The sequence below is a fragment of the Bradyrhizobium sp. PUT101 genome (assembly GCF_052043945.1).
In the GTDB taxonomy this organism is placed as follows: domain Bacteria; phylum Pseudomonadota; class Alphaproteobacteria; order Rhizobiales; family Xanthobacteraceae; genus Bradyrhizobium.
This window is the reverse complement of the sequence record NZ_CP197207.1, coordinates 2,429,075-2,451,179: the sequence shown is the minus strand read 5'-3', so window position 1 is coordinate 2,451,179 and position 22,105 is coordinate 2,429,075. Positions and strand designations below refer to the sequence as shown.

Below are 22,105 nucleotides of genomic sequence, written 5' to 3'. Positions count from 1 at the left end.
TAACCGGCGGAGCGTTTCGTGATTGCGGCGCAAGCGAGTACGAGCGAAGCGACGGTGCATCCCCCGGCATGGCCCAATGCCAGCGGGAAGCATGCGGGAATAGAATTCTACCGTCTGCTGACCGGCTGCGCCCCCGCGGAAGCCGATATCAGCGCCGACGATGATTTCGATCGTCATGTGCTGGCCTCGATCTTGGCCGCAGCAGTGATGGATGGCGGTGCTCTGGCCGAGCGTGCCGGTCTGTCGGAGCAGGAGCTCAATGACCTGCTCGCTCGCAATTTCCCCTCAGCGACGGTCCGCGCGTTCGCCTGGATGCCGAGATCCGCTTCCGAGAGCGACGACGAGACCATCATGGTGCGCGATCTCCTGCGCGCGCAACGTTCGACCGAAGGCGATGTCGGCCACTGGCTCGCGGCGATGGTGGCGCGGCGTGCGATGGAGCCTAAACACCTCTGGGAAGACCTCGGGTTGCGCGAACGGCCCGAGCTGTCACGCCTCCTGACACGTCATTTTGCCCCGCTGGCCGCCCGCAACACTAGGAATATGCGCTGGAAGCGCTTCTTTTACCGCATGCTGTGCGAGGACGACGGCTTCGTGATGTGCACGACGCCGGTCTGCACGCAGTGCAACGATTTCGACCTCTGTTTTGGCGAGGAGAACGGTGAGAGCCGCATGGCTGAGCGCCGGCGGGAATATTTGCGGGGCGGCAACGATCATGCCGATGCCGGTGGCCGGTTGGCGTGAGGTGCTCATGGATACGTATTCGAAAGGTCATTTGTCGACGTGGCGGACGGAGGGCCATCCGATTGCCACGTGCTCCGGGACGGTGATTGCTCCACGTTCCAGCGGTTGCGCGACGCTGGCCTGCGGCCGACGCGCCAGCGCCTGCTATTGGCAGATTTGTTGTTCGGCCAGGGACACCGTCACGTCACCGCCGAAATGCTCTTTGCCGAGTCGGTGGAGGCCAACATCCAGCTCTCGCTGGCCACCGTCTACAACACGCTGAACCAATTCACCCTGGCCGGGCTGTTGCGCCGCATCGGGCCGGACGGCTCGCGGTCGTTCTTCGACACCAACACGACGGTGCATCCGCATTTCTACCTTCACGACGAGAGTATCCTGATCGATATTCCCGAGACGCTTGTCCTCGAGCAGATGCCCGAGCCTTTGCCGGGCCATGAGATCTCGCGGCTCGACATCATCATCCATGTCCGCCGCAAGTCCGCCGACACCTGACACGCCTGTCTGACGCTGTCGCATTTGCGACAAACCGGGCGATGCCGGGAAGCTGATGAATCTCAATTGCTTGGCGGTCATTCCGACACTGGCACGCAGGTTGCTGAACTCCTGATCGGAATGACTGATTGGAGGACGCGGATGGCGTTTCCCGGCCTAACGACACGATCGGACGGGGTTCAGCCCCGGCCCGTCGTTCTCAACGACACCACCTTGCGCGATGGCGAACAGGCGCCGGGCGTCGCGTTCACCACCGCGGAGAAAGTCTCGATTGCGCGCGCACTGGCCGCGGCCGGCATCACTGAGATCGAAGCCGGCACGCCCGCCATGGGCCATGACGAGGTGAGCGCGATCCGGGCCATCGTCGAGGCCGACTTGCCTGCGACCGCGATCGGCTGGTGCCGGATGCGGACGTCCGACGTCGATGCGGCGATCGACGCGGGCGTCTCCATGGTGAATGTGTCGATCCCTGCCTCCGACGTGCAGATCGCCGCCAAGCTCGGCGGCGGGCGGCTGGCGGCGCTGGAGCAGGTGAGGCGGGTGGTCGGCTACGCCCGCGACAGGGGCCTCGACGTCGCAGTCGGAGGCGAGGATTCCTCGCGTGCCGACGTCGATTTCCTGGTCGAGCTGATCGCCACCGCAAAGGCCGCGGGTGCACGGCGCTTCCGCATTGCCGATACGCTGAGCGTGCTCGATCCTGACGCAGCCTTTGCGTTGCTGGCGGCGGTTCGTGCCACCACCGACCTCGAGCTCGAATTCCACGGCCACGACGATCTGGGCTTGGCGACGGCCAACACGCTCGCCGCGATCAAGGCCGGTGCGACCCATGCCTCGGTCACCGTGATCGGTCTCGGCGAACGGGCGGGCAACGCGCCGCTGGAGGAGGTCGCCGTCGCGCTCAAGCAGCTCTACGGCCGCGAGACCGGCGTGGTGCTGTCCGAACTGGAGCATGTTGCATCCGTGGTCGCGGCCGCGGCCGCGCGCGCCATCCCCCTGAACAAGGCAATCGTCGGCGAGCACGTCTTCACCCACGAGTCCGGCATTCACGTCGACGGCCTCTTGAAGGATCAGCGCACCTACCAGGCGCTGGATCCTCGGCTGCTCGGCCGTTCCAACCGCATCGTGATCGGCAAGCATTCCGGGCTCGCGGCGATCACCGCGCTGCTGGCCGAGCTCCAGCTATCCGTCAGCCCGGAGGAAGCAAAGTCCGTTCTCGCCCGCGTCCGCCAGCATGCCGTCGAGCACAAGGGCGCCGTTGCGCGCGAGACGGTGACGGCGATCTGGCGCGAGGTACGCGAGCGCTCGCTCCTGAATTGCGCGTGAGGATGCCATGGCCTGTGTCGTCGATATTCCGCTCGCCGAACCGTCCCCTCCCGGATCGGTCAAGCCCTCCCTGCTGAAGTTGATCCGCGAGGACGTCAACTGCGTGCGCCAGCGCGATCCCGCCGCGCGCGGCCAGATCGAGACACTCCTGACCTATCCCGGCATCCATGCCGTCATCTGGTATCGGATCGCGAACCGGCTGTGGGCCGGTGGCTGGCGCTTTCCGGCGCGGCTGCTGTCCTGGTTCGGACGCTTCGCGAGCAATGTCGACATCCATCCCGGCGCGCGCATCGGTCGGCGTTTCTTCATCGACCACGGCGCCTGCGTCGTCATCGGCGAGACCGCCGAGATCGGCGACGACGTGACACTCTATCATGGCGTCACCCTTGGCGGCACGTCGTGGTTTCCCGGCAAGCGCCATCCGACGCTGGAAGATCGCGTCGTGGTCGGAGCGGGCGCGAAAATCCTCGGGCCGATCACGGTCGGCGCCGGCTCGCGCGTCGGAGCCAATTCGGTGGTGATCGACGGCACGCCGCCCGACGTCACGGTGGTCGGTATTCCCGCGCGCGTCGTACGTCCGCAGCTCGGTCATCGTCGCGTCGTCGGCCGCATCGATCTCGATCACCATTTGATGCCGGATCCGGTCGGCGACGCCATCGCCGTGTTGCTCGACCGCGTCGAGTTCCTGGAAGCGCGGCTGAGCCACATGCAGAGGCGCGCCAGGGATGCCGGTGCAGCCGCACCGCAGAGCCTGATGGAGACCGACAATGGCTGATGGAATTCTCGCGCAACTCAACAAGGCCTCAGCGGCCGAGGAGTTCTTCACGCTGCTTGGCGTCGACTACGATCCGAAGGTCGTCGACGTGGCGCGGCTGCACATTCTCAGGCGCATGGGCCAGTACCTTGCCGGGGAGGATCTTGCCGGCGTGGCGGACGAGATCGTGGCGGAGCGGTGCAAGACCGTGCTGGAGCGGGCTTATGCGGACTTCGTCGCGTCGTCGCCGATCGACCAGCGCGTCTTCAAGGTCCTGAAGGACGCTGTTGCGCCGGCGCCGAAGCAGACGCCGACATTTGTGCAGATCGGCTCGCTGAAGTGAGCCCGTGCTCTGTCGCATTTGCGACGCATGTCGCAGCGGCATTGTCGGCTCTATGGCTCGAAGCGGATGCAACCGATACCGTCACTCTTCTAAGTCGCTGTGTCCGCATCTGAATTTCATCGTTCGCGCAGTTGGTACGACACTTGCTGTTCTTGCTCTGAACGAGGTTTCCGAAGACGAGTCCTGGAGAAGCGCATGCACATCGTCGTCTGCATCAAGCAGGTCCCCGACTCCGCACAGATTCGCGTGCATCCCGTGACCAACACCATCATGCGTCAGGGTGTGCCGACCATCATCAACCCCTACGACCTCTTCGCGCTGGAAGCGGCACTCGAGCTGCGCGATCAGTTCGGCGGCGAGGTCACGGTGCTGACCATGGGTCCGCCGTCGGCCGAGGATTCCTTGCGCAAGGCGCTGACCTTCGGCGCCGATCGCGCGGTATTGCTGACCGACCGCTTCTTCGCCGGCGCCGATACGCTGGCCACCACCTATGCGCTCGCTACCGCGATCCGCAAGATCTCGACCGAGTTCGGCGCGCCCGATCTCGTGTTCACCGGCAAGCAGACCATCGACGGCGACACCGCGCAGGTCGGCCCTGGCATCGCCAAGCGGCTCGGCCTGTTGCAGCTGACCTATGTCGCCAGGATCAGCGCGCTGGACTTGCAGGCCCGCACCATCGATGCGGAACGGCGCTCCGAGGGCGGCGTACAGCTCCTGCGCACCAGGCTGCCGTGCCTCGTTACCATGCTGGAAGCCACCAACCAGATCCGCCGCGGCGCGATGGCGGACGCCTTGCGTGCGGCGCGCGCGTCCATCGTGAAATGGAGCGCGCAGGAGGCCGGTGTCGAGGACATCTCGAAATGCGGGCTGCGCGGCTCGCCCACCATCGTCAAGCGGGTGTTCGCGCCGGCGGCGCGCAGCGAGAAGGCAGCGTTGATCGAGGCGGGCGAGCAGCCGGCGGAGGCGCTGATCGACGCCATCTTCAAGCGCCAGCCGACGCTGGAGACCGAGCTCGCCGCGTTGGCACGCGGCTATTGAGGCGAGGGGAACGAGCAACATGAGCACCGCACCAAAGACCGCCGCACCCGCCGCGGGCCGCGCCGCGACCAGGAAGGAGCTGCCCGAGCACTTCAAGGCTTACAAGCATGTCTGGGTTTTCATCGAGCAGGAGCGTGGCCAGGTTCACCCAGTCTCCTGGGAGCTGATGGGCGCGGGCCGCAAGCTCGCCGACAAGCTCAAGGTCGATCTCGCTGCGGTCGTGATCGGCCCCGAAGGCGAGGCGACGCAGAGCGCCGCCGCGGAGTCGTTCTGCTACGGCGCCGATCTCGTCTACATGGTAGCCGACAATCTGCTCGCCGATTACCGCAACGAGTCCTACACCAAGGCGCTGACCGACGTCGTCAACAGCCATAAGCCCGAGATCCTGCTGCTCGGCGCCACCACGCTCGGCCGCGATCTCGCAGGTTCGGTGGCAACGACTCTGCTCACAGGGCTGACCGCAGATTGCACCGAGCTCGACGTCGATGCCGACGGCTCGCTCGCCGCGACGCGCCCGACCTTCGGCGGCTCACTGCTCTGCACGATCTACACGCTGAACTACCGGCCGCAGATGGCGACGGTGCGTCCGCGTGTGATGCCGATGCCGGATCGTGTCGCGCGTCCCCTCGGCCGCATCGTCAGCCACCCGCTCGGCCTCATCGAGGACGATATCGTGACCAAGGTGCTGTCGTTTCTGCCTGATCGCGATTCCGCGAAATCCAATCTCGCCTATGCCGACGTCGTCGTCGCCGGCGGCCTGGGGCTGGGGTCGCCGGAGAATTTTCAGCTGGTGCGCCAGCTCGCCACGGTGTTGGGAGCCGAATATGGCTGCTCGCGGCCGCTGGTGCAGAAGGGCTGGGTCACATCCGACCGGCAGATCGGCCAGACCGGCAAGACCATCCGGCCGAAGCTCTATATCGCAGCGGGCATCTCCGGCGCGATCCAGCACCGCGTGGGCGTCGAAGGCGCCGACCTGATCGTCGCCATCAACACCGACAGGAACGCGCCGATCTTCGATTTCGCGCACATGGGCATCGTCACCGACGCCATCAGGTTGCTTCCGGCCCTGACCGCGGCGTTCCGGGCCCGGCTGTCGCCGCATACGCGCGACCGGATCGCCAGCTGAGACAGGAGTACGCCATGATCGAGGAGAAGTTCGATGCCATCGTCGTCGGCGCCGGCATGGCCGGCAACGCCGCGGCGCTCACGCTCGCCCAGCGCGGCCTGAAGGTGCTTCAGCTCGAGCGCGGCGAGTATTCCGGCTCGAAGAACGTGCAGGGCGCGATCCTCTATGCCGACATGCTGGAGAAGCTGATCCCCGACTTCCGCGAGGACGCGCCGCTGGAGCGACATCTGGTCGAGCAGCGCTTCTGGATGATGGACGACCGCTCGCACACCGGCCTGCACTACCGCTCCGACGATTTCAACGAGGAGAAGCCGAACCGCTACACCATCATCCGCGCGCAGTTCGACAAATGGTTCTCGCAGAAGGTTCGCGAGGCCGGTGCGACCGTGTTGTGCGAGACGACGGTGACTGAGCTCGCACAGGACGCCTATGGCAAGGTGATCGGCGTGCGCACCGACCGGGCGGATGGTGAGATCCATGCCGACGTCGTGGTGCTGGCGGAAGGCGTCAATGGCCTGCTCGGCACCCGCGCCGGCCTGCGCGAGCGACCCAAGCCCGACAAGGTCGCGCTCGCCGTGAAGGAGATGCATTTCCTGCCGCGCGAGACCATCGAAGCCCGCTTCAATCTCAGGGGCGACGAGGGCATGGTAATCGAAGCCGTCGGCACCATCTCCCGCGGCATGACCGGCATGGGCTTCATCTACGCCAACAAGGAGTGCATCTCGCTCGGCATCGGCTGCCTCGTCGCCGATTTCCAGCGCACCGGCGAGACGCCGTACGGGCTGCTCGACCGCTTCAAGCGGCATCCTTCGGTCGCCCCGCTGATCGAAGGCTCCGAGGTGAAGGAATATGCCGCGCACCTCATTCCCGAAGGTGGCTTCAAGGCGATCCCGCAGCTCTATGGCGAAGGCTGGGTCGTGGTCGGCGACGCTGCCCAGCTCAACAATGCCATCCACCGCGAGGGCTCGAATCTCGCAATGACTTCCGGCCGGATCGCAGCGGAGGCGATCTTCCAGGTCAAGTCGCGCAAGGATCCGATGACGGCGGAAAATCTGTCACTCTACAAGACGATGCTGGATCAGTCCTTCGTCATCAAGGACCTGAAGAAGTACAAGGACATGCCTGCGCTGATGCACACCCAGTCCCAGAGCTTCTTCCTGACCTATCCGGAGCTCGTCTCGAGGGCGATGCAGAACTTCCTGCGCGTCGACGGTACGCCGAAGGTCGAGAAGGAAAAGACGACGTTCAAATCGTTCATCAAGGCGCGGTCGTGGAGCGGGTTGTTTGGCGATGCCTTCCGCCTCGCGCGTGCCTGGCGGTGACCTCAAGGAAACGCAAAACTGGCGATGGAGATTAGGCCATGTCGATCGAAGCATCCGTGCGTGTCGAGGACAAGCTGTTCTACAACCGTTATCTGGTCGATGCCGGCCGGGCCCACATCAAGGTGCGCCCGCACACCACGCCGTCGCCGGAACTCCTGACGATGCTGAAGGCCTGCCCGGCGCGCTGCTACGAGCTCAATGACAAGGGCCAGGTCGAGATCACAGTCGACGGCTGCATCGAATGCGGGACATGCCGTGTGATCTGTGAGGAGAGCGGCGACATCGAGTGGAGCTATCCGCGCGGCGGTTACGGCGTTCTGTTCAAGTTCGGCTGAACCATGAAGCTCAGTGCACGCAACATTCTACCCGGACGGGTGATCGCCGTCACCAAGGGCACGACGACGGCCCATGTGAAGATCGAGCTCACGCCAGGCCTGGTGGTGTTTTCCGCAATCACCAACGAGGCCGTGGACGATCTCGCGCTGAAGGTCGGCGATACCGTCTCCGCCGTGATCAAGTCATCCGACGTGATGATCGGCAAGTAGCGCCGTGGGCGCATCGGCAGGCAGCCGCGCCGCACGGGCCCGCTTGATGCGCGACGACAGGTCCTGCCACCAGCCGTCGATCGCTCCTCGCTCGCACAACAGACTGGTGCCGATCCCGCCGGTAAAGTCATTCCAGGCTTCCAGGCATTTTTCCGGCACCGCCGTGAGCACGGGGATGCCTGCGCCGATGGCGCAGGCCAGCTCGTCGCGCAGGCCGTCGCCGGCGGCTTCCTGCTTGGAGAATTTGTTGATCACGACGAGATCGACATCGGCCGCGATCGCGCGGGTGACGGCGACCGCCGCTTCGGCAAGGCCCGCAGCGTCGAGTTTGCACGCCATGGCGCCCGAGCCGAGCGGCTGGCAGATCGAGATCTCCGCGCCGGTCATGAGGTCGACCGCCTGCATGCCGATCTGGCAGCCCGCGCCATTCTTGACGTTGTGCTGGACCACGCCGCCGATCCGCTCGCCCGACCGCACGAGGTTCTGAGCAAAGTCGGCGAGTAGGCCGTCGACGTCGTCCTGCGGACGATAGAGGATCGCGGCGACGCGGTTCGGGTCGATGTCGTGAAAGTCGATCGGCATGGAAGTCATCCTCGTCGGGTTTCCTACGCTCTTCCGTCGTCGCGAGCAATCTCCAAGCCGGTCGCGGCTCCCGGCCAGCGGTATCGGGTGGAGGCTGTGCAGCGGGCCGGAACCGACGACGCGGCCTTGCTCCATCAGCACCAGGTGATCGGCAAAGCGCTCGATCTCCGCCATGTCGTGGCTGATATAAAGTACCGGCAGCGACAGCGTCTCGTGCAGCCGTTCGAGGAACGGCAAGATCTCGTCCTTGGTCGTGCGGTCGAGCGCGGCCAGCGGCTCGTCCATCAGAAGGAGCTTTGGCTGCGACAGCAGGGCACGTCCGATCGCGACGCGCTGCCGCTCGCCGCCGGAGAGGCGGTAGGGCGAGCGGTCGAGCAGTGCGGCAAGGCCGAGCAGCTCCGCGACCTCGCCGAACGCGATCTGCGCGCGCGCCGCCTTCGGAGCACCGAACAGCAGATTGCGCCGCACCGAAAGATGCGGAAACAGGCTGGCTTCCTGAAAGACGTAGCCGATCGGCCGCCGGTGCACGGGCCGAAACGATCGATGATCCTGCCAGACTTCGCCGTCCACCGCGCAAAAGCCGTCGGCCATGCGCTGCAAGCCGGCGATACAGCGCGCGACACTGGTCTTGCCGCAACCCGAAGGGCCGAAGATCGCAGTGACGCCGGTGGCGGGCAGGCTGAGCTCTGCGTCGAGCGTGAAACCGCCGAGCCTGCCGCGGAAGGCCGCATTGATGCGGGCGGGTTCGGCCGTTCTCACGCCGCAGCCCTCGCGTTACGCTTGTCGAGGAGCGTCATCGTGAGGATCACGGCGAAGGCGAAGATCACCATGCCGCCGGCGAGCATGCTCGCCTCACGCCAGCGCGAGGTTTCGACATAGTCGAAGAGCGCGACCGACAGCACCTTGGTGCGGCCGGGAATGTTGCCGCCGATCATCAGCACGAGGCCGAACTCGCCGACGGTGTGCGCGAAGCCGAGCACTGCACCAGTCAGGAAGCCGGGCCGCGCCAGCGGCACCGCGACGGTCCAGAAGGTGCGCAGGGGCGAAGCGCGCAAGGTGGCGGCAACCTCGAGCGGACGCTCGCCCATCGCGGCAAAGGCGTTCCGGATCGGTTGCACCACGAATGGCATCGAATACACCACCGAGCCGATGACCAGGCCCTCGAAGGTGAAGGCAAGCGTACGCCCACCCCAGAGACCCGCGAGCCACCCGCCCGGCCCATCCGGACCGAGCAGCACCAGCAGATAGAAGCCGAGTACGGTCGGCGGCAGCACCAGCGGCAGCGCAACCAGGCTCGCGATGATCTCGGTCCACCAGCCCCTGGCGCGCGCCAGCCACCAGGCGAGCGGCGTCGCCAGCACCAGCAGGATCGCGGTCGAGATCGCGGCCAGTTCGACCGTCAGCAGAACCGACTGGCGTATCTCCGCCGACCAGATCTCCATGCGCGTCAGCTCTGCCCGTCCAGCACGTAGCCGTATTTCTCGATGACGGCGCGCGCCTCGGATCCCCTGAGGAAAGTGATGAACGCGCCGGCAGCCTCGTTTCCGGCGCCCGTCTTCAGCAGCACCGCGTCCTGCCGGATCGGATTATAAAGCGCCTGCGGTACAACCCAGCGCGAACCGGTCTCGCTGCCGGTCAGTTGCGACAGCGCCACGAATCCGACCTCGGCATTCCCCGTCTCGACGAACTGATAGGCCTGGGTGATGGTTGCGCCCTCCACCAGCTTCGGCTTCAGGGTGTCGTAAAGATTCAGTGACTTCATGGTTTCCACGGCGGCAAGACCGTAAGGCGCGGCGACCGGATTGCAGATCGAGAGCTTTGCAAAGGAAGCGGCCTTCAGCGTTCCCTCGCCCGTCACGACGCCCGGCGACTTGCTCCACAGCACGAGTTTGCCCATCGCGTAGGTGAAGCGGCTGCCCGCGACCGCGAGGCCGTCCTCGACGAGCTTCTTCGGCCGTGAATCGTCCGCCGACAGGAATACCTGGAACGGCGCGCCCTGGGTGATCTGGGTGTAGAATTGCCCGCTCGCACCGAAGCTCAGCACCGCCTCGTGCCCGGTCTTCTGCTTGAAGATGGCGGCGATCTCCTTGGCGGCGTCGGTGAAATTGGCGGCCACGGCGACGTTGGTCTGTGCTGCTTGCGCCTCGGCAAATGCAAGCAGAAATCCTGCAGCGACGACAATCGAGCGAAACCGTTTCATGATGAACTCCAGCGGCCGGCAATTGCTTCCGCGCAGCCCGATTGCTGCAGGGCGCCGGCCGGAAGCGTCCCAGCAATCGGCGTGCCGGATATGCGGTCGCAGTCTGGTGTGCGCCTTGCAAGAATGGCGTCAAAAGAGGGGGCTTCCCGCCTCTTGCGAACGGCGGGATCGATGATCCGCGTCGGATTTCCGACAATTCGTCGGCAAGTCGACACCAATGAAGGGAAGCACGACATGGCAACCGTCGCATCACGCGCCGAACTGGAACGCCTGCTGGAGGACGACGTCCCGTACGGCGATCTCACCACCGAGGCGCTCGGGATCGGCGGGGCCATCGGCGTGATGAAGTTCGCCGCGCGTGCGCCCATGGTGCTGGCGCTCGCCGAGGATGCCGCCGCGATCATCACGCTCGCCGGCTGCGAGGTGGAACCGTTCGCCGCATCCGGCGCGGCGTTGGAGCAGGGCGCCCCTATCCTTCAGGCGCGCGGTCCGGCCGCGGGCCTGCTGCGGAGCTGGAAGATGGCGCAGACCTTGATCGAGATCTGGTCCGGTGTGGCCAGCGAGACCCGCGCCATCGTCGATGCGGCGAGGGCGGTCGCACCTCATATCCCGGTCGCCTGCACGCGCAAGAACGTGCCGGGTACCAAGCGCTTTGCGGTTGCGGCCGTGAAGGCGGGCGGCGCCGTGATGCACCGGCTCGGCCTGTCCGAGACCGTGCTGGTGTTTCCCGAGCACCGCGTCTTTCTCGGCGAGTTGCCGCTGTTTCAAGCGGTCGAGCGGCTGCGCCGGGCGGCGCCGGAGAAGAAGCTCGTGATCGAGGTGAAGACCGCCGATGCCGCACTTGCCGCGGCGGTGGCCGGTTTCGACGTGATTCAAGCCGAGAAGTTCTCGCCAGCCGAGATAGCTGCATTGGTCAAGCGCATGGCATCCATGGCCTATACGCGCGTTCGGCCGATCATCGCCGCCGCCGGTGGCGTCAATGCGGCAAATGCCGCGGCCTATGCAGAGGCCGGCGCCGATGTCCTGGTCACGTCCTCACCCTATCTGGCGAAGCCGAGGGACGTGCAGGTGCGAATTGCGACAGCCGACGACAGCACGCTCAACGCGCGGCTAAGTCCCAAAATGCGTGCAGCCGTTCCGGCGTCGACGTAGCAGGAGCTGCATGAGATCGAGACCTCGGTCGCAAACCGTCGACGATCTTCTCTGCCTCGGTTCTAACGCGATTCATGGCCCAAGGGAATCGGGCGTCTCCCGCATCGTCGCCGCTATTTGGACAGGCTCTTGGTTTCGGGTTGGCCTCCGAGAAGCAGAACGAGCCCGGCAGTGACAATCGCGATGCCGATCCACTCGATGGCGGTTGGAATCTCCGCAAGCACCGGTATCGCCAACAGCGTTGCACTTGCCGGTACCGCCGCAGCCAGTCCGGCCGACGGCGTTGGCCCGAGAATCCTCGCGGGAATGGAGAACAGGATGACCGCCAGGAAACCGGGACCCAAGCCCTGGAAGGCGGCCTGAAGCAGTATCGTGGACCACGGCGCATCCTGGATGGTGGAGGGAAGAAAGAAAAACCAGACCGGCAGGAAAAGCAACGCGTTCGGCACGCTGACCAGAACCAGCGCCTGGCGCGCCTCGACCTGCCAGTGCTTCACGCCCATCACATAGATCGAGAGCACAGCTGACGCCGCGAGGAAGAACGCGATGGCCGATGCCACACTATTGCCGCCGGCGCGCATGCCTGGAACGCCAATGAGGACTGCGCCGACGAGCAGGATGAGAACTGCGATGAGTTGCCGCCAGGACGGCACACGTCGTGCGAAAAACAAACCCAGCAAAATGGTGAAGATCGGTAACGAACCGTTGGCGAACGCTCCCCCGTATGCTGCCGACGAGCCCTTCAGCCCGAAGTACATCAAAATGTTGTAGAGCGCGCCGGGGCCAAAAACTGATATCGACAGGATTGCGTGCAGCGGCAGGTGGCGCGGCCACCAGGCCTTGGCGAACGGAAGAACCAGGGCGCCGGCGACCATGAACCGAAGCGCCGTCAAGTCGAAGGGTGTCAGGCCGGATTGCATGCCGGCCCTCGAGAAGACGAGAAAGGCGGACCAGATGCAGAACACGCCGGCTGCGCTCAGGAGTCCGAGAATCCGCTCGTTCGATTTGGCTGCAGGAGTCAAGCCGGTGTCCGATCGCTTGAGATTTCTTTGCGCACTTAAAGCACCTGTGAGTTTCAAAATGCTCTCCGCAACATGGTCATCAAAGATGACGCCATGGTGATCGGCCCTCGGGGGATTCTCTAGCCGAGAGTTCGGCAATCCGCTCTGCACCTCCGCCGACCCAGTGAAGGGCAATTCGACCCGCGTTCCCTGCCATGACCAATGTATCCACCGCGAAGCACGGCGCCTGCCGCTTGCACGTCAGACCGGGCGAGCCGGCATTCGCGAGAACCCGAAGGGCATCAAACTCTGGTCGGGGCGGGTAGAGAAAGGAGAGGAGTTTGCGCCTCGACAAAGAGGTTGTGGCTGCAGCTGCCTACCTTTTTCGAGCGCTGGCACGGAATTGCGTGCAGGCGATGGGAAGCAAGCCGGTGATCGGAACCAGCCTCTGTAGATGGACCGTCAGCTACTTCGCGCTCGCAGTCGTGTGGCTCCTGCTCGCGGAAGTTATGATGGTTGCCGGGTTCGGCTTTCCACACGACGACATCGGCGGGCCGGACACGCTCGTCATCGTCCACATGGTTTGCATCGGCTGGTTGAGCATGGTCTTGTGCGGCGCGCTGTTTCAGTTCGTGCCGGTGCTGGTCGCAAAGCCGCTCTATGCGGAGCGCTGGACGCTGCCGGCCCTCGCGCTGCTTACGCTCGGGCTGATTGTCCTGCTCGCAGGCTTTCTGGCTCTGGGCGGCCACTTCGACGGGCCGCGCTGGCTGCTTCCGGCCGGCGCGGGCCTGCTGATGGCCGGTTTCGCATTGGTCGTTGCCAATCTCGGCATGACGCTCTGGTCGGCCCGACCGCTGCCGGAGCCTGCGCGGTTCGTCGCAGTCGGGCTTGCCTGTATCTGTGTCACGGCGGCATTCGGCGGCATGTTCTCTCTGGTGCTGTCCGGGACGGCCGTCGGTGCACTGTGGCCGGACCTGCTGGTATCGGGCGTTCCGATCCACGCGATTGCGGGGCTTGGCGGATGGCTGACGTTCACGGCCATGGGCGTCAGCTATCGCCTGCTTGCGATGTTCATGCTCGCGCCCGATGGCGATGCGAAGCTGGGTCGGCTTGCCCGGCGTGGCGGAGCCGCCGCGCTAGCGGTTACCTTCGTCGGTGGCGTGCTTGCACTCTGGCGCGCGACCGGACTGAATTTGGTGCTTCTGCTTGCTGGAGCTGCGGCCCTGCTATCGCTGGCCGCTTATGGCCGTGACGTGCTCGGCTTGTACAGGACCCGCAAACGCCGCGCGCTCGAGCTCAACACGCGCATGAGCCTGCTTTCGCTGGGGAGCCTCATCGCAGTCGCAATCCTTGGCGCCGCGTTTGTTGCGATCGGTTCTTTACAGTCGCATGCCGGAGCGCTGGCCTTTCTCGTCGCGTTCGGCTGGCTCACTGGCCTCGTGCTCGCCAATCTCTACAAGATCGTCCCGTTCCTGACCTGGCTCGAGACCTACGGTCCGGTGATGGGCAGAGCGCCGACGCCGCGCGTACAGGATCTCGTCGCGGAACGCCGCGCGTCGAAATGGTTCGGCCTGTTCTTTGCCGGGACCTGGGCAGCCACGTTGATGCTGTTGCTGGATGCGGCACTCGGCTTCCGCATGGCCGTCGCCGTCGTGACGCTTGCGACACTTGGCCTCGCTGAGGAGCTCGTCAGGGCCAGGCGGCTTGCGGATGTGGCGGAGCCGTTGCGCCTGCCGGCGGGAGCAGTCGTGCCCCGTCTTCTGGTCTCGCGAAACTGAGAGGAGACTGCAATGACCGAATTCATCGACGTCGACGTTCGGCCGATCCTGCGTGCAGGCGGCGAGCCGTTCTCGATCATCATGGCCGCGCTGGCGCGGCTGGAGCCTGGCGAAGGCCTGCGGCTCTTTGCCCCCTTCAGGCCGGTTCCTTTGTTTGACGTCATGGCGAGCAAGGGCTTCGCGCATCGCGAAGCCGAGCTCGAAGGCGGCGAATGGGAGATCCGGTTCATGCCGGACGACGGCTCGTTCGCAGCGGCCGAACCAGCGCCCGCTGCGACGAGCGACAGCGATTGGCCGGAGCCTGCCGTCCATCTCGACAACCGCGACCTCGATCCGCCGGAGCCGATGGTTCGGATTCTGGCCTCGATGGAGCAACTTGCGCCTGGGCAGACGCTCTCCGCTTTGCTCAGTCGTGAACCGGTGTTCCTGTTTCGGGAGCTGACCAGGCGCGGCCATCAGTGGCGCGGCGGCTTCACACCGCAGAGGGACGCCTATCAACTGACGGTAAGGGTACGCGCATGACTGCCGGCGACGACGATCTCGTGGCCCAGATAAGGCAAGCGCTGAAGGTCGTGATCGATCCGGAACTCGGACACAACATCGTAGATCTGGGCTTTGTCTACGATGTATCGGTCGATGATGGCGTCGCGCACATTACGATGACGGCGACGACGCGAGGTTGTCCTGCCGCCTCCTTTCTCAAGGAGGGCGTTGCCAACAGCGCGGGTCTCGTTCCGGGTGTGGAATCGGTCGACGTCACCATGACGTTCGAGCCGCCCTGGCAGCCCTGGATGATCTCGCCGGGCGTAAAGGCGGCGCTCGGCTTTGCCGAGGTGAATTGATCCCTTGAGGCGGCTTTGACCGAAACCGTTCCGCTGGCTACGCGCCGTCGGGGCTGGAGCCGGACCAGACTTTTGCCGGTGTGCGAAGATTTGTCAGGTCGAGCAGGTTGATCGCCCGGGCGGCGATCTGATCGATCACCTCGTCCAGCGACTGTGGTCTCAGGTAGAACGCCGGCATCGGCGGGGCAATGATCGCGCCGATCTCGGTCGCCTGCAGCATCGCTCGTAGATGCCCGAGATGCAGCGGGCTCTCGCGAACCAGCAACACCAGCCGGCGCCGCTCCTTGAGCTGCACGTCGGCGGTGCGCGTCAGAAGGTCGTCGAGCTGTCCCCAGGCGATGGCCGAGAGCGTACGGATCGAGCACGGCGCCACGATCATGCCCGCGATCGGATAGGAGCCGCTGGCGATCGAGGCGCCGACGTCGGAATGAGGATGGCAGCGGAAGGCGATGGCACGCAGCCGCGCCAGCGCACCGACGCCAACTTCTTCGTTCAGCGTACGCTCTGCCGCGGGCGAAACCACGAGGTGCACTGCGTAGTGCGGATTGTCCGCCAGCCGTTCGACGACGCGAACGCCGATCGCAGCGCCCGAGGCGCCGGTGATGCCGACGACGATGCCTTGCCGCCCGCTCATGTGAGGACCGGAGCGCGCGCGGGCGCGCCGGAAAGGCCAAGGCTCGGCCACATCGCATCGACACGCGCGGCTACGGCAGGATCCATGGCCAGGGGAACGCCCCAGTCCCGATCCGTCTCCGGGGGAATCTTCGTGGTGGCGTCGATGCCGAGCTTGCCGCCGAGGCCCGATTTCGGCGAGGCGAAGTCGAGATAGTCGATCGGCGTGTCTGTGAGTGTGACGAGATCGCGCGAGGAGTCGCTGCGCGTGGAGACGGCCCACATCACGGCACGCCAGTCGCGGATGTCGATGTCCTCGTCGACCACGATCAGGAGTTTTGTGTAGCTGAATTGCGGCAGCATCGACCACAGGCCCAGCATCAGCCGCCGCGCCTGGCCGGGATAGCGCTTTCTGATCGCCGCAACCGCGATGCGGTAGGAGCAGGCCTCCGGCGGCAGCCAGCAATCCGTCACTTCGGGGAATTGCTGACGGATCAGCGGCACGAACAGGCGGTTGAGCGCCTCGCCGATCCGCGACGGCTCGTCCGGCGGCCGGCCCGTGAAGGTCGAGAGGTAGACGGGCTGGCTTCGGCTGGTGATCGCCGTCACGTGCATTACGGGAAATGCCTCGACGGAATTGTAGTACCCGGTGTGATCGCCATATGGTCCTTCGGGCGCGGTTTCGGTCGCGGAGACGAAGCCTTCGATGACGATCTCGGCCTCGGCGGGTACCGCGAGCGGGACGGTGAGGCATGGCGCCAGGTCGGGCCGTTCGCCGCGCAGGATTCCGGCGAAGCGCAGCTCGGACAGCGTCTCGGGCAGCGGCATCACTGCGGCGAGGATCGTGGCGGGGTCGGCTCCAATGACGATCGCGACCGGCATGTCGCGTCCGATAGCCTTCCATTGCTGGTGATGGCGGGCGCCGCCGCGATGCGCGAGCCAGCGGATGATGGCGCGGTCGCGACCGAGCACCTGCATGCGATAGACGCCGACATTTTCGTCCTGGTCAGCCGTCGCGGAGTCAGGCGGTACGGTGATCACGAGCGGCCAGGTGATCAACGGCGCCGGCTCGCCGGGCCAGCAGATCTGTATCGGCAGCTTTGCGAGATCGATATCCGGCCCCATCGTGACGGAGTCCTGGACCGGCGCCGCCGCGCGCGTGCGTGGGCGCGTCGCCAGCGCGGCGCGAGCGAGCGGGAGCTTGTTGAAGGCATCCCTGATGCCTTTCGGGGGCCGCGGCGCGCGTAGTTCGGCCATCAGCGCGCCAAGCTCTTCGAGGCGATCGGGCACGATGCCCATTCCCCATGCGATCCGCTCCATCGTTCCGAACAGATTGGTGAGGAGCGGCATGTCCGACGGACCACCGTCGGCCTTGACGGGCTGCTCGAACAATAGTGCCGGTCCGTGTGCCTCGAGCACGCGCCGGTGGATTTCCGTGATCTCGTGGACGACCGAGACCCTCTCGCGAATGCGTCGCAACTGGCCCCGGCTTTCGACGAAGTGCAGGAAGTCGGACAAGCCGCGAAAGCGGGGTACATCACGTTGCAACTGAACCAGCTCCTCAAAAAGACCAGAGCTAGCCGGGTTGATTTCGGGGTTCATTGTTCCGGCTCAAATACAGCGGCGTGCATTCCGTCCAGAGGTGTGGCCATGAATGATCCGTCCGCCGCATCGCCCGGCCCGTTGCCGACGATTCCGCCGCTCCTCGCACTTGCCATGCGTCCGCTGCCGCTGTTGCCACTGCAGCTCGTTCTCACCGCCGTCCTGCAGCGGATCCATCTGCACAACCCGGCGATGTTCGAGCGGCTCGGCGACCACGCGCGGGCGCGGTTCGGCATCAAGCCCATCGATCTGCCGTTTGCCTTCGTGGTCGAGGCCAGGCCGCCGCGCCTGTCCGTCGTGCGCGACCTGCCGCGAAGTCTGGATGCGCGGATCTCGGCCTCGCTCGCCAATCTCCTGGCTCTGCTCGAAGGCCGGGTCGATGGCGATGCCTTGATGTTTTCGCGCGAGCTCGTCGTCGAGGGCAACGTCGAGGCTGTGCTCGCGCTGCGCAATGCGATCGACGACGCCCAGCTCGATCTTGCCGCCGAGCTGTCCTCGCTGTTTGGCCCGCTGGGCGCGCCGGCGCGGCGCGCCTTCGAGGCCGCCCGCGGCCGCGTGATCGGCTCATCGCAGCAAAGCGAGCAATGGAGATGATGGAGCTGATCTGTCCTGCCGGGACGCCGGCGGCGTTGAAGAGCGCCATCGAGGCCGGCGCCGACGCGGTCTATTGCGGCTTCAACGATGAGACCAATGCACGCAATTTTCCGGGGCTGAATTTCAGTCGCGACGAGCTGCGCAAGGGCATCGCGCTGGCGCATGGCCGCGGCGCGAAGATCCTGGTGGCCATCAATACCTTCCCGCGCGCCTCCGCCGTCGACATCTGGCAGCGCGCGGTGGACGATGCGGTGAGTGCCGGTGCCGATGCGCTGATCCTCGCCGATATCGGATTGATGGACTACGCAGCGAGGCGCCATCCGAACCAGCGGCTGCACGTCTCGGTTCAGGCCGCGGCCGCGAATCCGGATGCCATCGCCTTTTACGCCGAGGCGTTCGGGGCGCGGCGCGTCGTGCTGCCGCGTGTCCTGAGCGTGCCGGAGATCGCCGAGATCACCCGGGAGTCGGTCTGCGAGACCGAGGTCTTCGTGTTCGGCGGGCTCTGCGTGATGGCCGAGGGACGCTGCTCGCTGTCGTCCTATGCGACCGGCAAGTCGCCGAACATGCAGGGCGTTTGCTCGCCCCCAAGCCATGTCGCCTACGAACAGACCGCGGAGGGGACGACGTCCAGGCTGGGCGGCTTCACCATCAACCGGTTCGGGGTGAGCGAGCCGGCGGGCTATCCGACGCTGTGCAAGGGGCGCTTCTCGACCGCACGGGGCACCGGCTACATCTTCGAGGATCCCGTCAGCCTGGATGCCACGACGCTGCTCAAGGGCCTGCGTGATGCCGGGGTGACCGCACTCAAGATCGAGGGCCGCCAGCGCGGCCGCGCCTATGTCGAAAGCGTGGTGCGCCATTTCCGTCATGCGCTCGCGGCGCTCGAGAGCGGACGCGAGGCGGATATTGCGAGCCTGAAGCCGTTCACCGAGGGGCAGGCCTCCACTCTCGGCGCCTATCGCAAGACGTGGCGCTAATCCTTCGAATATGTGAGGTCCAGCGATGCAACTCAGCCTCGGCCCGGTTCTGTACAATTGGGCGCCTGATCGCTGGCGCGATTTCTATTTCCGTATCGCCGACGAAGCGCCGATTGACGTCGTATCTGTCGGCGAGATCGTCTGCTCGAAGCGCTCGCCGTTCTTCGCGCCCCACCTGCCGGACGTGGTCGAACGGCTGCAGAGCGCAGGCAAGCAGGTCCTGCTGGGCTCGCTGATCCTGGTCTCGCTGCGGCGCGAGCGCCGTCAGACCGAACAGCTCGCGGCGGCCGAGGGTGTCCTGGTCGAGGTGAATGATCTGACCTGTCTCAGGGCACTCGCAGGAAGGCCGCACGCCATCGGGCCCTTCGTCAACATCTACAACGAGGCGAGCGCGGCCTTTCACGCCGCACGCGGGGCGAGGCGCATCTGCCTGCCCCCGGAGCTGCCGCTGGCCTCGGTGGCGACGATCGCGAGAGCCGTCCCCGACGTCACGATCGAAATGTTTGCGTTCGGCAGGGTGCCGCTCGCCATCTCCGCGCGCTGCTATCATGCGCGTCTTCACAAGCTCGCCAAGGACAATTGCCGCTTCGTCTGTGAGCAGGATCCGGATGGTCTGCTCCTGAACACGCTGGAGCAGCAGGATTTCCTGGCCGTCAACGGCGTGCAGACACTGTCTCATACCTGCGCCAATTTGCTGGGCGATGCCGGCATATTGCGCGACAGCAACGTCGGCTCGCTGCGCCTGTCGCCGCAGGACTGCGACATGGTCGCAGTCGCCCGGACCTTTCGCGACGTCCTGGACGGTCGCGACGACGTCGATGGCGGCAACCGCCGCCTCGCGGCGGCCTATCCGGGTGTGCCTTTCTCGAACGGTTTCCTGTGGGCGGAGCCGGGGCACGTTTATCGTCGTGCCCAATCAGCGGACGCGCAAATCGGAACTCTGCCAACGCCGTAGAGGCGCGCGAGTCCTTGCATGCGGCGGCGCAAGCCTCGCGGCGCGAGGCCGTAGCTCGCACACGACCAGGAACACTTTCGGCGACGCTCCGTTAGCGCAGCAAACGCCGGGAGTTGTCCATGACCGACTATCCAAAGCCGCCTTATCCCTCGCAGCAGCAACCGATGCCCGGTTCGACGCGTGCGATGCAGCCGCGACCGGATCATGGCGAGGACAGTTACAAGGGCGCCGGACGTCTGGCGGGAAAGAAGGCCATCATCACGGGCGGCGACAGCGGTATCGGCCGCGCGGTGGCGATCGCCTACGCTCGTGAAGGCGCGGATATCGTCGTCTCCTATTTGAACGAGGACGAGGATGCGGCCGAGGTCAAGGCGCTGGTGGAACGGGAGGGACGCAAGGTCGTCTTGATCCCAGGCGATATCAGCAATCCCGAGCACTGCCGCGCCATCGTGCGTTGCACCGTCGAAGAGCTCGGCGGAATTGACATTCTGGTCAACAACGCGGCCCATCAGGCCACGTTCAAGGACATCGCGGATATCAGCGACGAGGAGTGGCAGCGGACGTTCGAGACCAACATCCATGCCATGTTCTATCTGACCAAGGCCGCTGTCCCCCACATGCGGCCGGGAGCCGCGATCATCAACACGGCTTCAGTGAACTCCGACATGCCGAATCCGAGCCTGCTGGCTTACGCCACGACCAAGGGAGCCATTCAGAATTTTACCGGTGGGCTCGCCCAGATGCTGGCCGGCAAGGGCATTCGGGTCAATGCAGTTGCCCCGGGGCCGATCTGGACGCCGCTGATTCCATCGACCATGCCGGAGGAAACCGTCAAGAACTTCGGCAAGCAGGTGCCGATGCAGCGCGCCGGCCAGCCGGCCGAGCTCGCGACGGCCTATGTCATGCTGGCCGATCCGCTCTCGAGCTACACTTCGGGAGCAACGTTGCCCGTCACCGGTGGCAAGCCGTTCATCTGATCGAATGTGCCTGTCCCCGGCGGAGATGAGAAGCGTCGGAAGGACCGGGCGGCGCCGCGAGCGGGGCCGCCCGGTCTCGATCAGGCTGTCTCGATCAGGCTGTCTCGATCAGCCTGCCTCAATCACGCTGCGTCAGAGGCCTTGGCATTGACGCCTTTGCGAAGGGCCACCGTGTTCAGCTTGGTATTGGCAGCCTTCTCCTCGTTCAAATTGGTCGTGAGGAAGCGCACGATGTCGTCGTGGCCGAGCTCTTTCGCCCATGCGATCAGCGTGCCGTAGCGGCACATTTCGTAGTGCTCCACGGCCTGTGCGTTCGCGACGATCGCGGCGTCGAGCACGGCCTTGTCCTCGATCTCCCCGGCGGTCTCGTCGGCTTCCTCGATGAGGCCGTCGATGGCCGGACAATGAGTGCCGCTCGGCTCCTTGCCGAGTTTCGCGAACACCTTGTCGAGGCGTTCGACCTGCTTGTTGGTCTCTTCCAGATGCGCTTTCAGCCCGGCGACGAGGTCCCTGTTGGTCGCCTTTTCGATCATTTTCGGCAGCGCCTTCAGGATCTGCTGTTCCGCGTAATAGATGTCCTGCAGGCCGTGCAGCAGCAGGTCTTCCATCGATTTGATGTCCTTGGTGAAGAATCCCATAAAAGACGTCTCCCTTTCACAATGATGGCAGTGGAACGCCGTGCGGCCGTCGCTGTTCCATTCCCTGTGCAGATCGGGAGAGCTAAATGAGCGATGGAGTGGATCATCTTGCGAGCCTGCTCGGACGCGCGGCGATGGACGTGTGGGGCGACATGCCTCGCGACATCCAGGAAGCGCTGTTCGAGACCGCCATGAAGGGACGCCCGACGGAGCGTGAGGAACTCGCGCGGTTGCTGCACGAGCGGCACCCGCGCACGCTTCATCCGGCCCGGCCAGGCTGACGCCGTGGGGCGGGAACGATCGCCTGAGCTCCTGATTGGCACGCGGGTGCTGCCAGGCCCCGCCAGCATGACGCATTCGCTCTGTGCGGGCTCCGGCGCCCGGCGAATGCCGACATAAAGCATGATCCGGAAAAGTGCGTAGCGGTTTTCCGAAAAGATCATGCTTAAACAACATCCTAAAGCGCGATGACGATTCATCCTAATCGCATCGCGCTTTAGACGATCGC

26 protein-coding genes and 1 pseudogene are annotated in these 22,105 nt (G+C 65.2%); 19 read left to right on the top strand and 8 right to left on the bottom strand.

Annotated features, from left to right (window positions below; genetic code table 11):
• The first annotated feature begins 54 nt into the window (after positions 1-54).
• The 10 genes from ACSHT2_RS11960 to ACSHT2_RS11915 all read left to right on the top strand — a co-directional run bounded on the left by ACSHT2_RS11960 (position 55) and on the right by ACSHT2_RS11915 (position 7,687).
• On the top strand, positions 55-744 hold the full coding sequence (locus tag ACSHT2_RS11960) for a nitrogen fixation protein NifQ (RefSeq protein WP_440642823.1): 690 nt from the start codon (positions 55-57) through the stop codon (positions 742-744).
• A 69-nt stretch (positions 745-813) separates the two neighbouring features.
• A complete protein-coding gene (gene irr, locus ACSHT2_RS11955; protein ID WP_440641741.1) occupies positions 814-1,236 on the top strand; it encodes a Fur family transcriptional regulator Irr in 423 nt (140 codons plus the stop codon).
• A gap of 141 nt (positions 1,237-1,377) precedes the next feature.
• On the top strand, positions 1,378-2,559 hold the full coding sequence (gene nifV / locus ACSHT2_RS11950; protein ID WP_440641740.1) for a homocitrate synthase: 1,182 nt from the start codon (positions 1,378-1,380) through the stop codon (positions 2,557-2,559).
• Positions 2,560-2,566: 7 nt separating this feature from the next.
• A complete protein-coding gene (gene cysE, locus ACSHT2_RS11945) occupies positions 2,567-3,334 on the top strand; it encodes a serine O-acetyltransferase (RefSeq protein WP_440641739.1) in 768 nt (255 codons plus the stop codon).
• Entirely contained in the window at positions 3,327-3,656 is a 330-nt protein-coding gene (nifW, locus tag ACSHT2_RS11940; protein WP_440641738.1) for a nitrogenase stabilizing/protective protein NifW, read from the top strand. Before cysE ends, nifW begins: the two co-directional genes overlap by 8 nt.
• A gap of 195 nt (positions 3,657-3,851) precedes the next feature.
• Entirely contained in the window at positions 3,852-4,694 is an 843-nt protein-coding gene (locus tag ACSHT2_RS11935; protein WP_440641737.1) for an electron transfer flavoprotein subunit beta/FixA family protein, read from the top strand.
• A 19-nt stretch (positions 4,695-4,713) separates the two neighbouring features.
• Entirely contained in the window at positions 4,714-5,820 is a 1,107-nt protein-coding gene (locus ACSHT2_RS11930; RefSeq protein WP_440641736.1) for an electron transfer flavoprotein subunit alpha/FixB family protein, read from the top strand.
• Between the two features lie 14 nt (positions 5,821-5,834).
• Entirely contained in the window at positions 5,835-7,142 is a 1,308-nt protein-coding gene (locus ACSHT2_RS11925; RefSeq protein WP_440641735.1) for an FAD-dependent oxidoreductase, read from the top strand.
• 38 nt (positions 7,143-7,180) lie between these two features.
• The gene (locus ACSHT2_RS11920) at positions 7,181-7,477 is read left to right on the top strand and encodes a ferredoxin family protein (protein ID WP_239625737.1); all 297 of its coding nucleotides are present in this window, start codon (positions 7,181-7,183) and stop codon (positions 7,475-7,477) included.
• A gap of 3 nt (positions 7,478-7,480) precedes the next feature.
• Positions 7,481-7,687 (top strand): TOBE domain-containing protein, encoded by a 207-nt coding sequence (locus tag ACSHT2_RS11915; protein WP_440641734.1) that lies wholly within the window; start codon positions 7,481-7,483, stop codon positions 7,685-7,687.
• Here the strand turns inward: ACSHT2_RS11915 and ACSHT2_RS11910 are convergent.
• The 4 genes and pseudogenes from ACSHT2_RS11910 to modA all read right to left on the bottom strand — a co-directional run bounded on the left by ACSHT2_RS11910 (position 7,661) and on the right by modA (position 10,469).
• Positions 7,661-8,269: a DUF2478 domain-containing protein gene (locus ACSHT2_RS11910; RefSeq protein ID WP_440642822.1), complete on the bottom strand. Its 609-nt coding sequence runs from the start codon at positions 8,267-8,269 to the stop codon at positions 7,661-7,663. The genes ACSHT2_RS11915 and ACSHT2_RS11910 overlap by 27 nt on opposite strands.
• 60 nt (positions 8,270-8,329) lie before the next feature.
• Positions 8,330-9,028 (bottom strand): annotated as a pseudogene (gene modC / locus ACSHT2_RS11905) (molybdenum ABC transporter ATP-binding protein); the annotation flags it as partial.
• The gene (gene modB / locus ACSHT2_RS11900) at positions 9,025-9,711 is read right to left on the bottom strand and encodes a molybdate ABC transporter permease subunit (protein ID WP_440641733.1); all 687 of its coding nucleotides are present in this window, start codon (positions 9,709-9,711) and stop codon (positions 9,025-9,027) included. The gene modB and the pseudogene modC, both read right to left, overlap by 4 nt.
• Before the next feature lie 5 nt (positions 9,712-9,716).
• The gene (modA, locus tag ACSHT2_RS11895) at positions 9,717-10,469 is read right to left on the bottom strand and encodes a molybdate ABC transporter substrate-binding protein (RefSeq protein WP_440641732.1); all 753 of its coding nucleotides are present in this window, start codon (positions 10,467-10,469) and stop codon (positions 9,717-9,719) included.
• Between the two features lie 234 nt (positions 10,470-10,703).
• Here modA and modD point away from each other — a divergent pair, with 234 nt between their 5' ends.
• Positions 10,704-11,621, top strand: a complete 918-nt coding sequence (gene modD / locus ACSHT2_RS11890) for a ModD protein (protein ID WP_440641731.1) — start codon at positions 10,704-10,706, stop codon at positions 11,619-11,621.
• A gap of 113 nt (positions 11,622-11,734) precedes the next feature.
• Here modD and ACSHT2_RS11885 read toward each other — a convergent pair whose 3' ends face one another.
• The gene (locus ACSHT2_RS11885) at positions 11,735-12,700 is read right to left on the bottom strand and encodes a DMT family transporter (RefSeq protein WP_440641730.1); all 966 of its coding nucleotides are present in this window, start codon (positions 12,698-12,700) and stop codon (positions 11,735-11,737) included.
• A gap of 353 nt (positions 12,701-13,053) precedes the next feature.
• Here ACSHT2_RS11885 and ACSHT2_RS11880 point away from each other — a divergent pair, with 353 nt between their 5' ends.
• The 3 genes from ACSHT2_RS11880 to ACSHT2_RS11870 are packed head-to-tail and all read left to right on the top strand — an operon-like array spanning position 13,054 to position 15,242.
• A complete protein-coding gene (locus ACSHT2_RS11880; protein WP_440641729.1) occupies positions 13,054-14,400 on the top strand; it encodes a hypothetical protein in 1,347 nt (448 codons plus the stop codon).
• 12 nt (positions 14,401-14,412) lie between these two features.
• Positions 14,413-14,922 carry a DUF2249 domain-containing protein gene (locus tag ACSHT2_RS11875; RefSeq protein WP_440641728.1) on the top strand — a complete coding sequence of 170 codons (510 nt, stop codon included), beginning with the start codon at positions 14,413-14,415 and terminating at the stop codon, positions 14,920-14,922.
• Entirely contained in the window at positions 14,919-15,242 is a 324-nt protein-coding gene (locus tag ACSHT2_RS11870; protein WP_440641727.1) for a metal-sulfur cluster assembly factor, read from the top strand. Before ACSHT2_RS11875 ends, ACSHT2_RS11870 begins: the two co-directional genes overlap by 4 nt.
• A 37-nt stretch (positions 15,243-15,279) precedes the next feature.
• Here the strand turns inward: ACSHT2_RS11870 and ACSHT2_RS11865 are convergent, their stop codons facing one another.
• On the bottom strand, positions 15,280-15,876 hold the full coding sequence (locus ACSHT2_RS11865) for a UbiX family flavin prenyltransferase (RefSeq protein WP_440641726.1): 597 nt from the start codon (positions 15,874-15,876) through the stop codon (positions 15,280-15,282).
• Positions 15,873-17,372 (bottom strand): UbiD family decarboxylase, encoded by a 1,500-nt coding sequence (locus ACSHT2_RS11860; protein WP_440641725.1) that lies wholly within the window; start codon positions 17,370-17,372, stop codon positions 15,873-15,875. Before ACSHT2_RS11860 ends, ACSHT2_RS11865 begins: the two co-directional genes overlap by 4 nt.
• Between ACSHT2_RS11860 and ubiT the strand changes: the two genes are divergently transcribed.
• The 4 genes from ubiT to ACSHT2_RS11840 all read left to right on the top strand — a co-directional run bounded on the left by ubiT (position 17,280) and on the right by ACSHT2_RS11840 (position 20,959).
• Positions 17,280-18,050, top strand: coding sequence for a ubiquinone anaerobic biosynthesis accessory factor UbiT (gene ubiT, locus ACSHT2_RS11855; protein ID WP_440641724.1), 771 nt, complete (start codon positions 17,280-17,282; stop codon positions 18,048-18,050). The two genes, ACSHT2_RS11860 and ubiT, sit on opposite strands and share 93 nt — an antisense overlap.
• Entirely contained in the window at positions 18,050-19,027 is a 978-nt protein-coding gene (ubiU, locus tag ACSHT2_RS11850; protein ID WP_440642821.1) for a ubiquinone anaerobic biosynthesis protein UbiU, read from the top strand. Before ubiT ends, ubiU begins: the two co-directional genes overlap by 1 nt.
• A gap of 25 nt (positions 19,028-19,052) precedes the next feature.
• Positions 19,053-19,982, top strand: coding sequence for a ubiquinone anaerobic biosynthesis protein UbiV (gene ubiV, locus ACSHT2_RS11845; RefSeq protein ID WP_440641723.1), 930 nt, complete (start codon positions 19,053-19,055; stop codon positions 19,980-19,982).
• Between the two features lie 119 nt (positions 19,983-20,101).
• Entirely contained in the window at positions 20,102-20,959 is an 858-nt protein-coding gene (locus ACSHT2_RS11840; protein ID WP_440641722.1) for an SDR family oxidoreductase, read from the top strand.
• 122 nt (positions 20,960-21,081) lie between these two features.
• On the opposite strand, the gene ACSHT2_RS11835 is transcribed toward ACSHT2_RS11840, so the two are convergent.
• Complete coding sequence (locus tag ACSHT2_RS11835) at positions 21,082-21,597, bottom strand: YciE/YciF ferroxidase family protein (RefSeq protein WP_440641721.1); 516 nt, start codon at positions 21,595-21,597, stop codon at positions 21,082-21,084.
• A gap of 86 nt (positions 21,598-21,683) precedes the next feature.
• Here ACSHT2_RS11835 and ACSHT2_RS11830 point away from each other — a divergent pair, with 86 nt between their 5' ends.
• Positions 21,684-21,878: a hypothetical protein gene (locus tag ACSHT2_RS11830; protein WP_194392743.1), complete on the top strand. Its 195-nt coding sequence runs from the start codon at positions 21,684-21,686 to the stop codon at positions 21,876-21,878.
• Positions 21,879-22,105 lie beyond the last annotated feature (227 nt).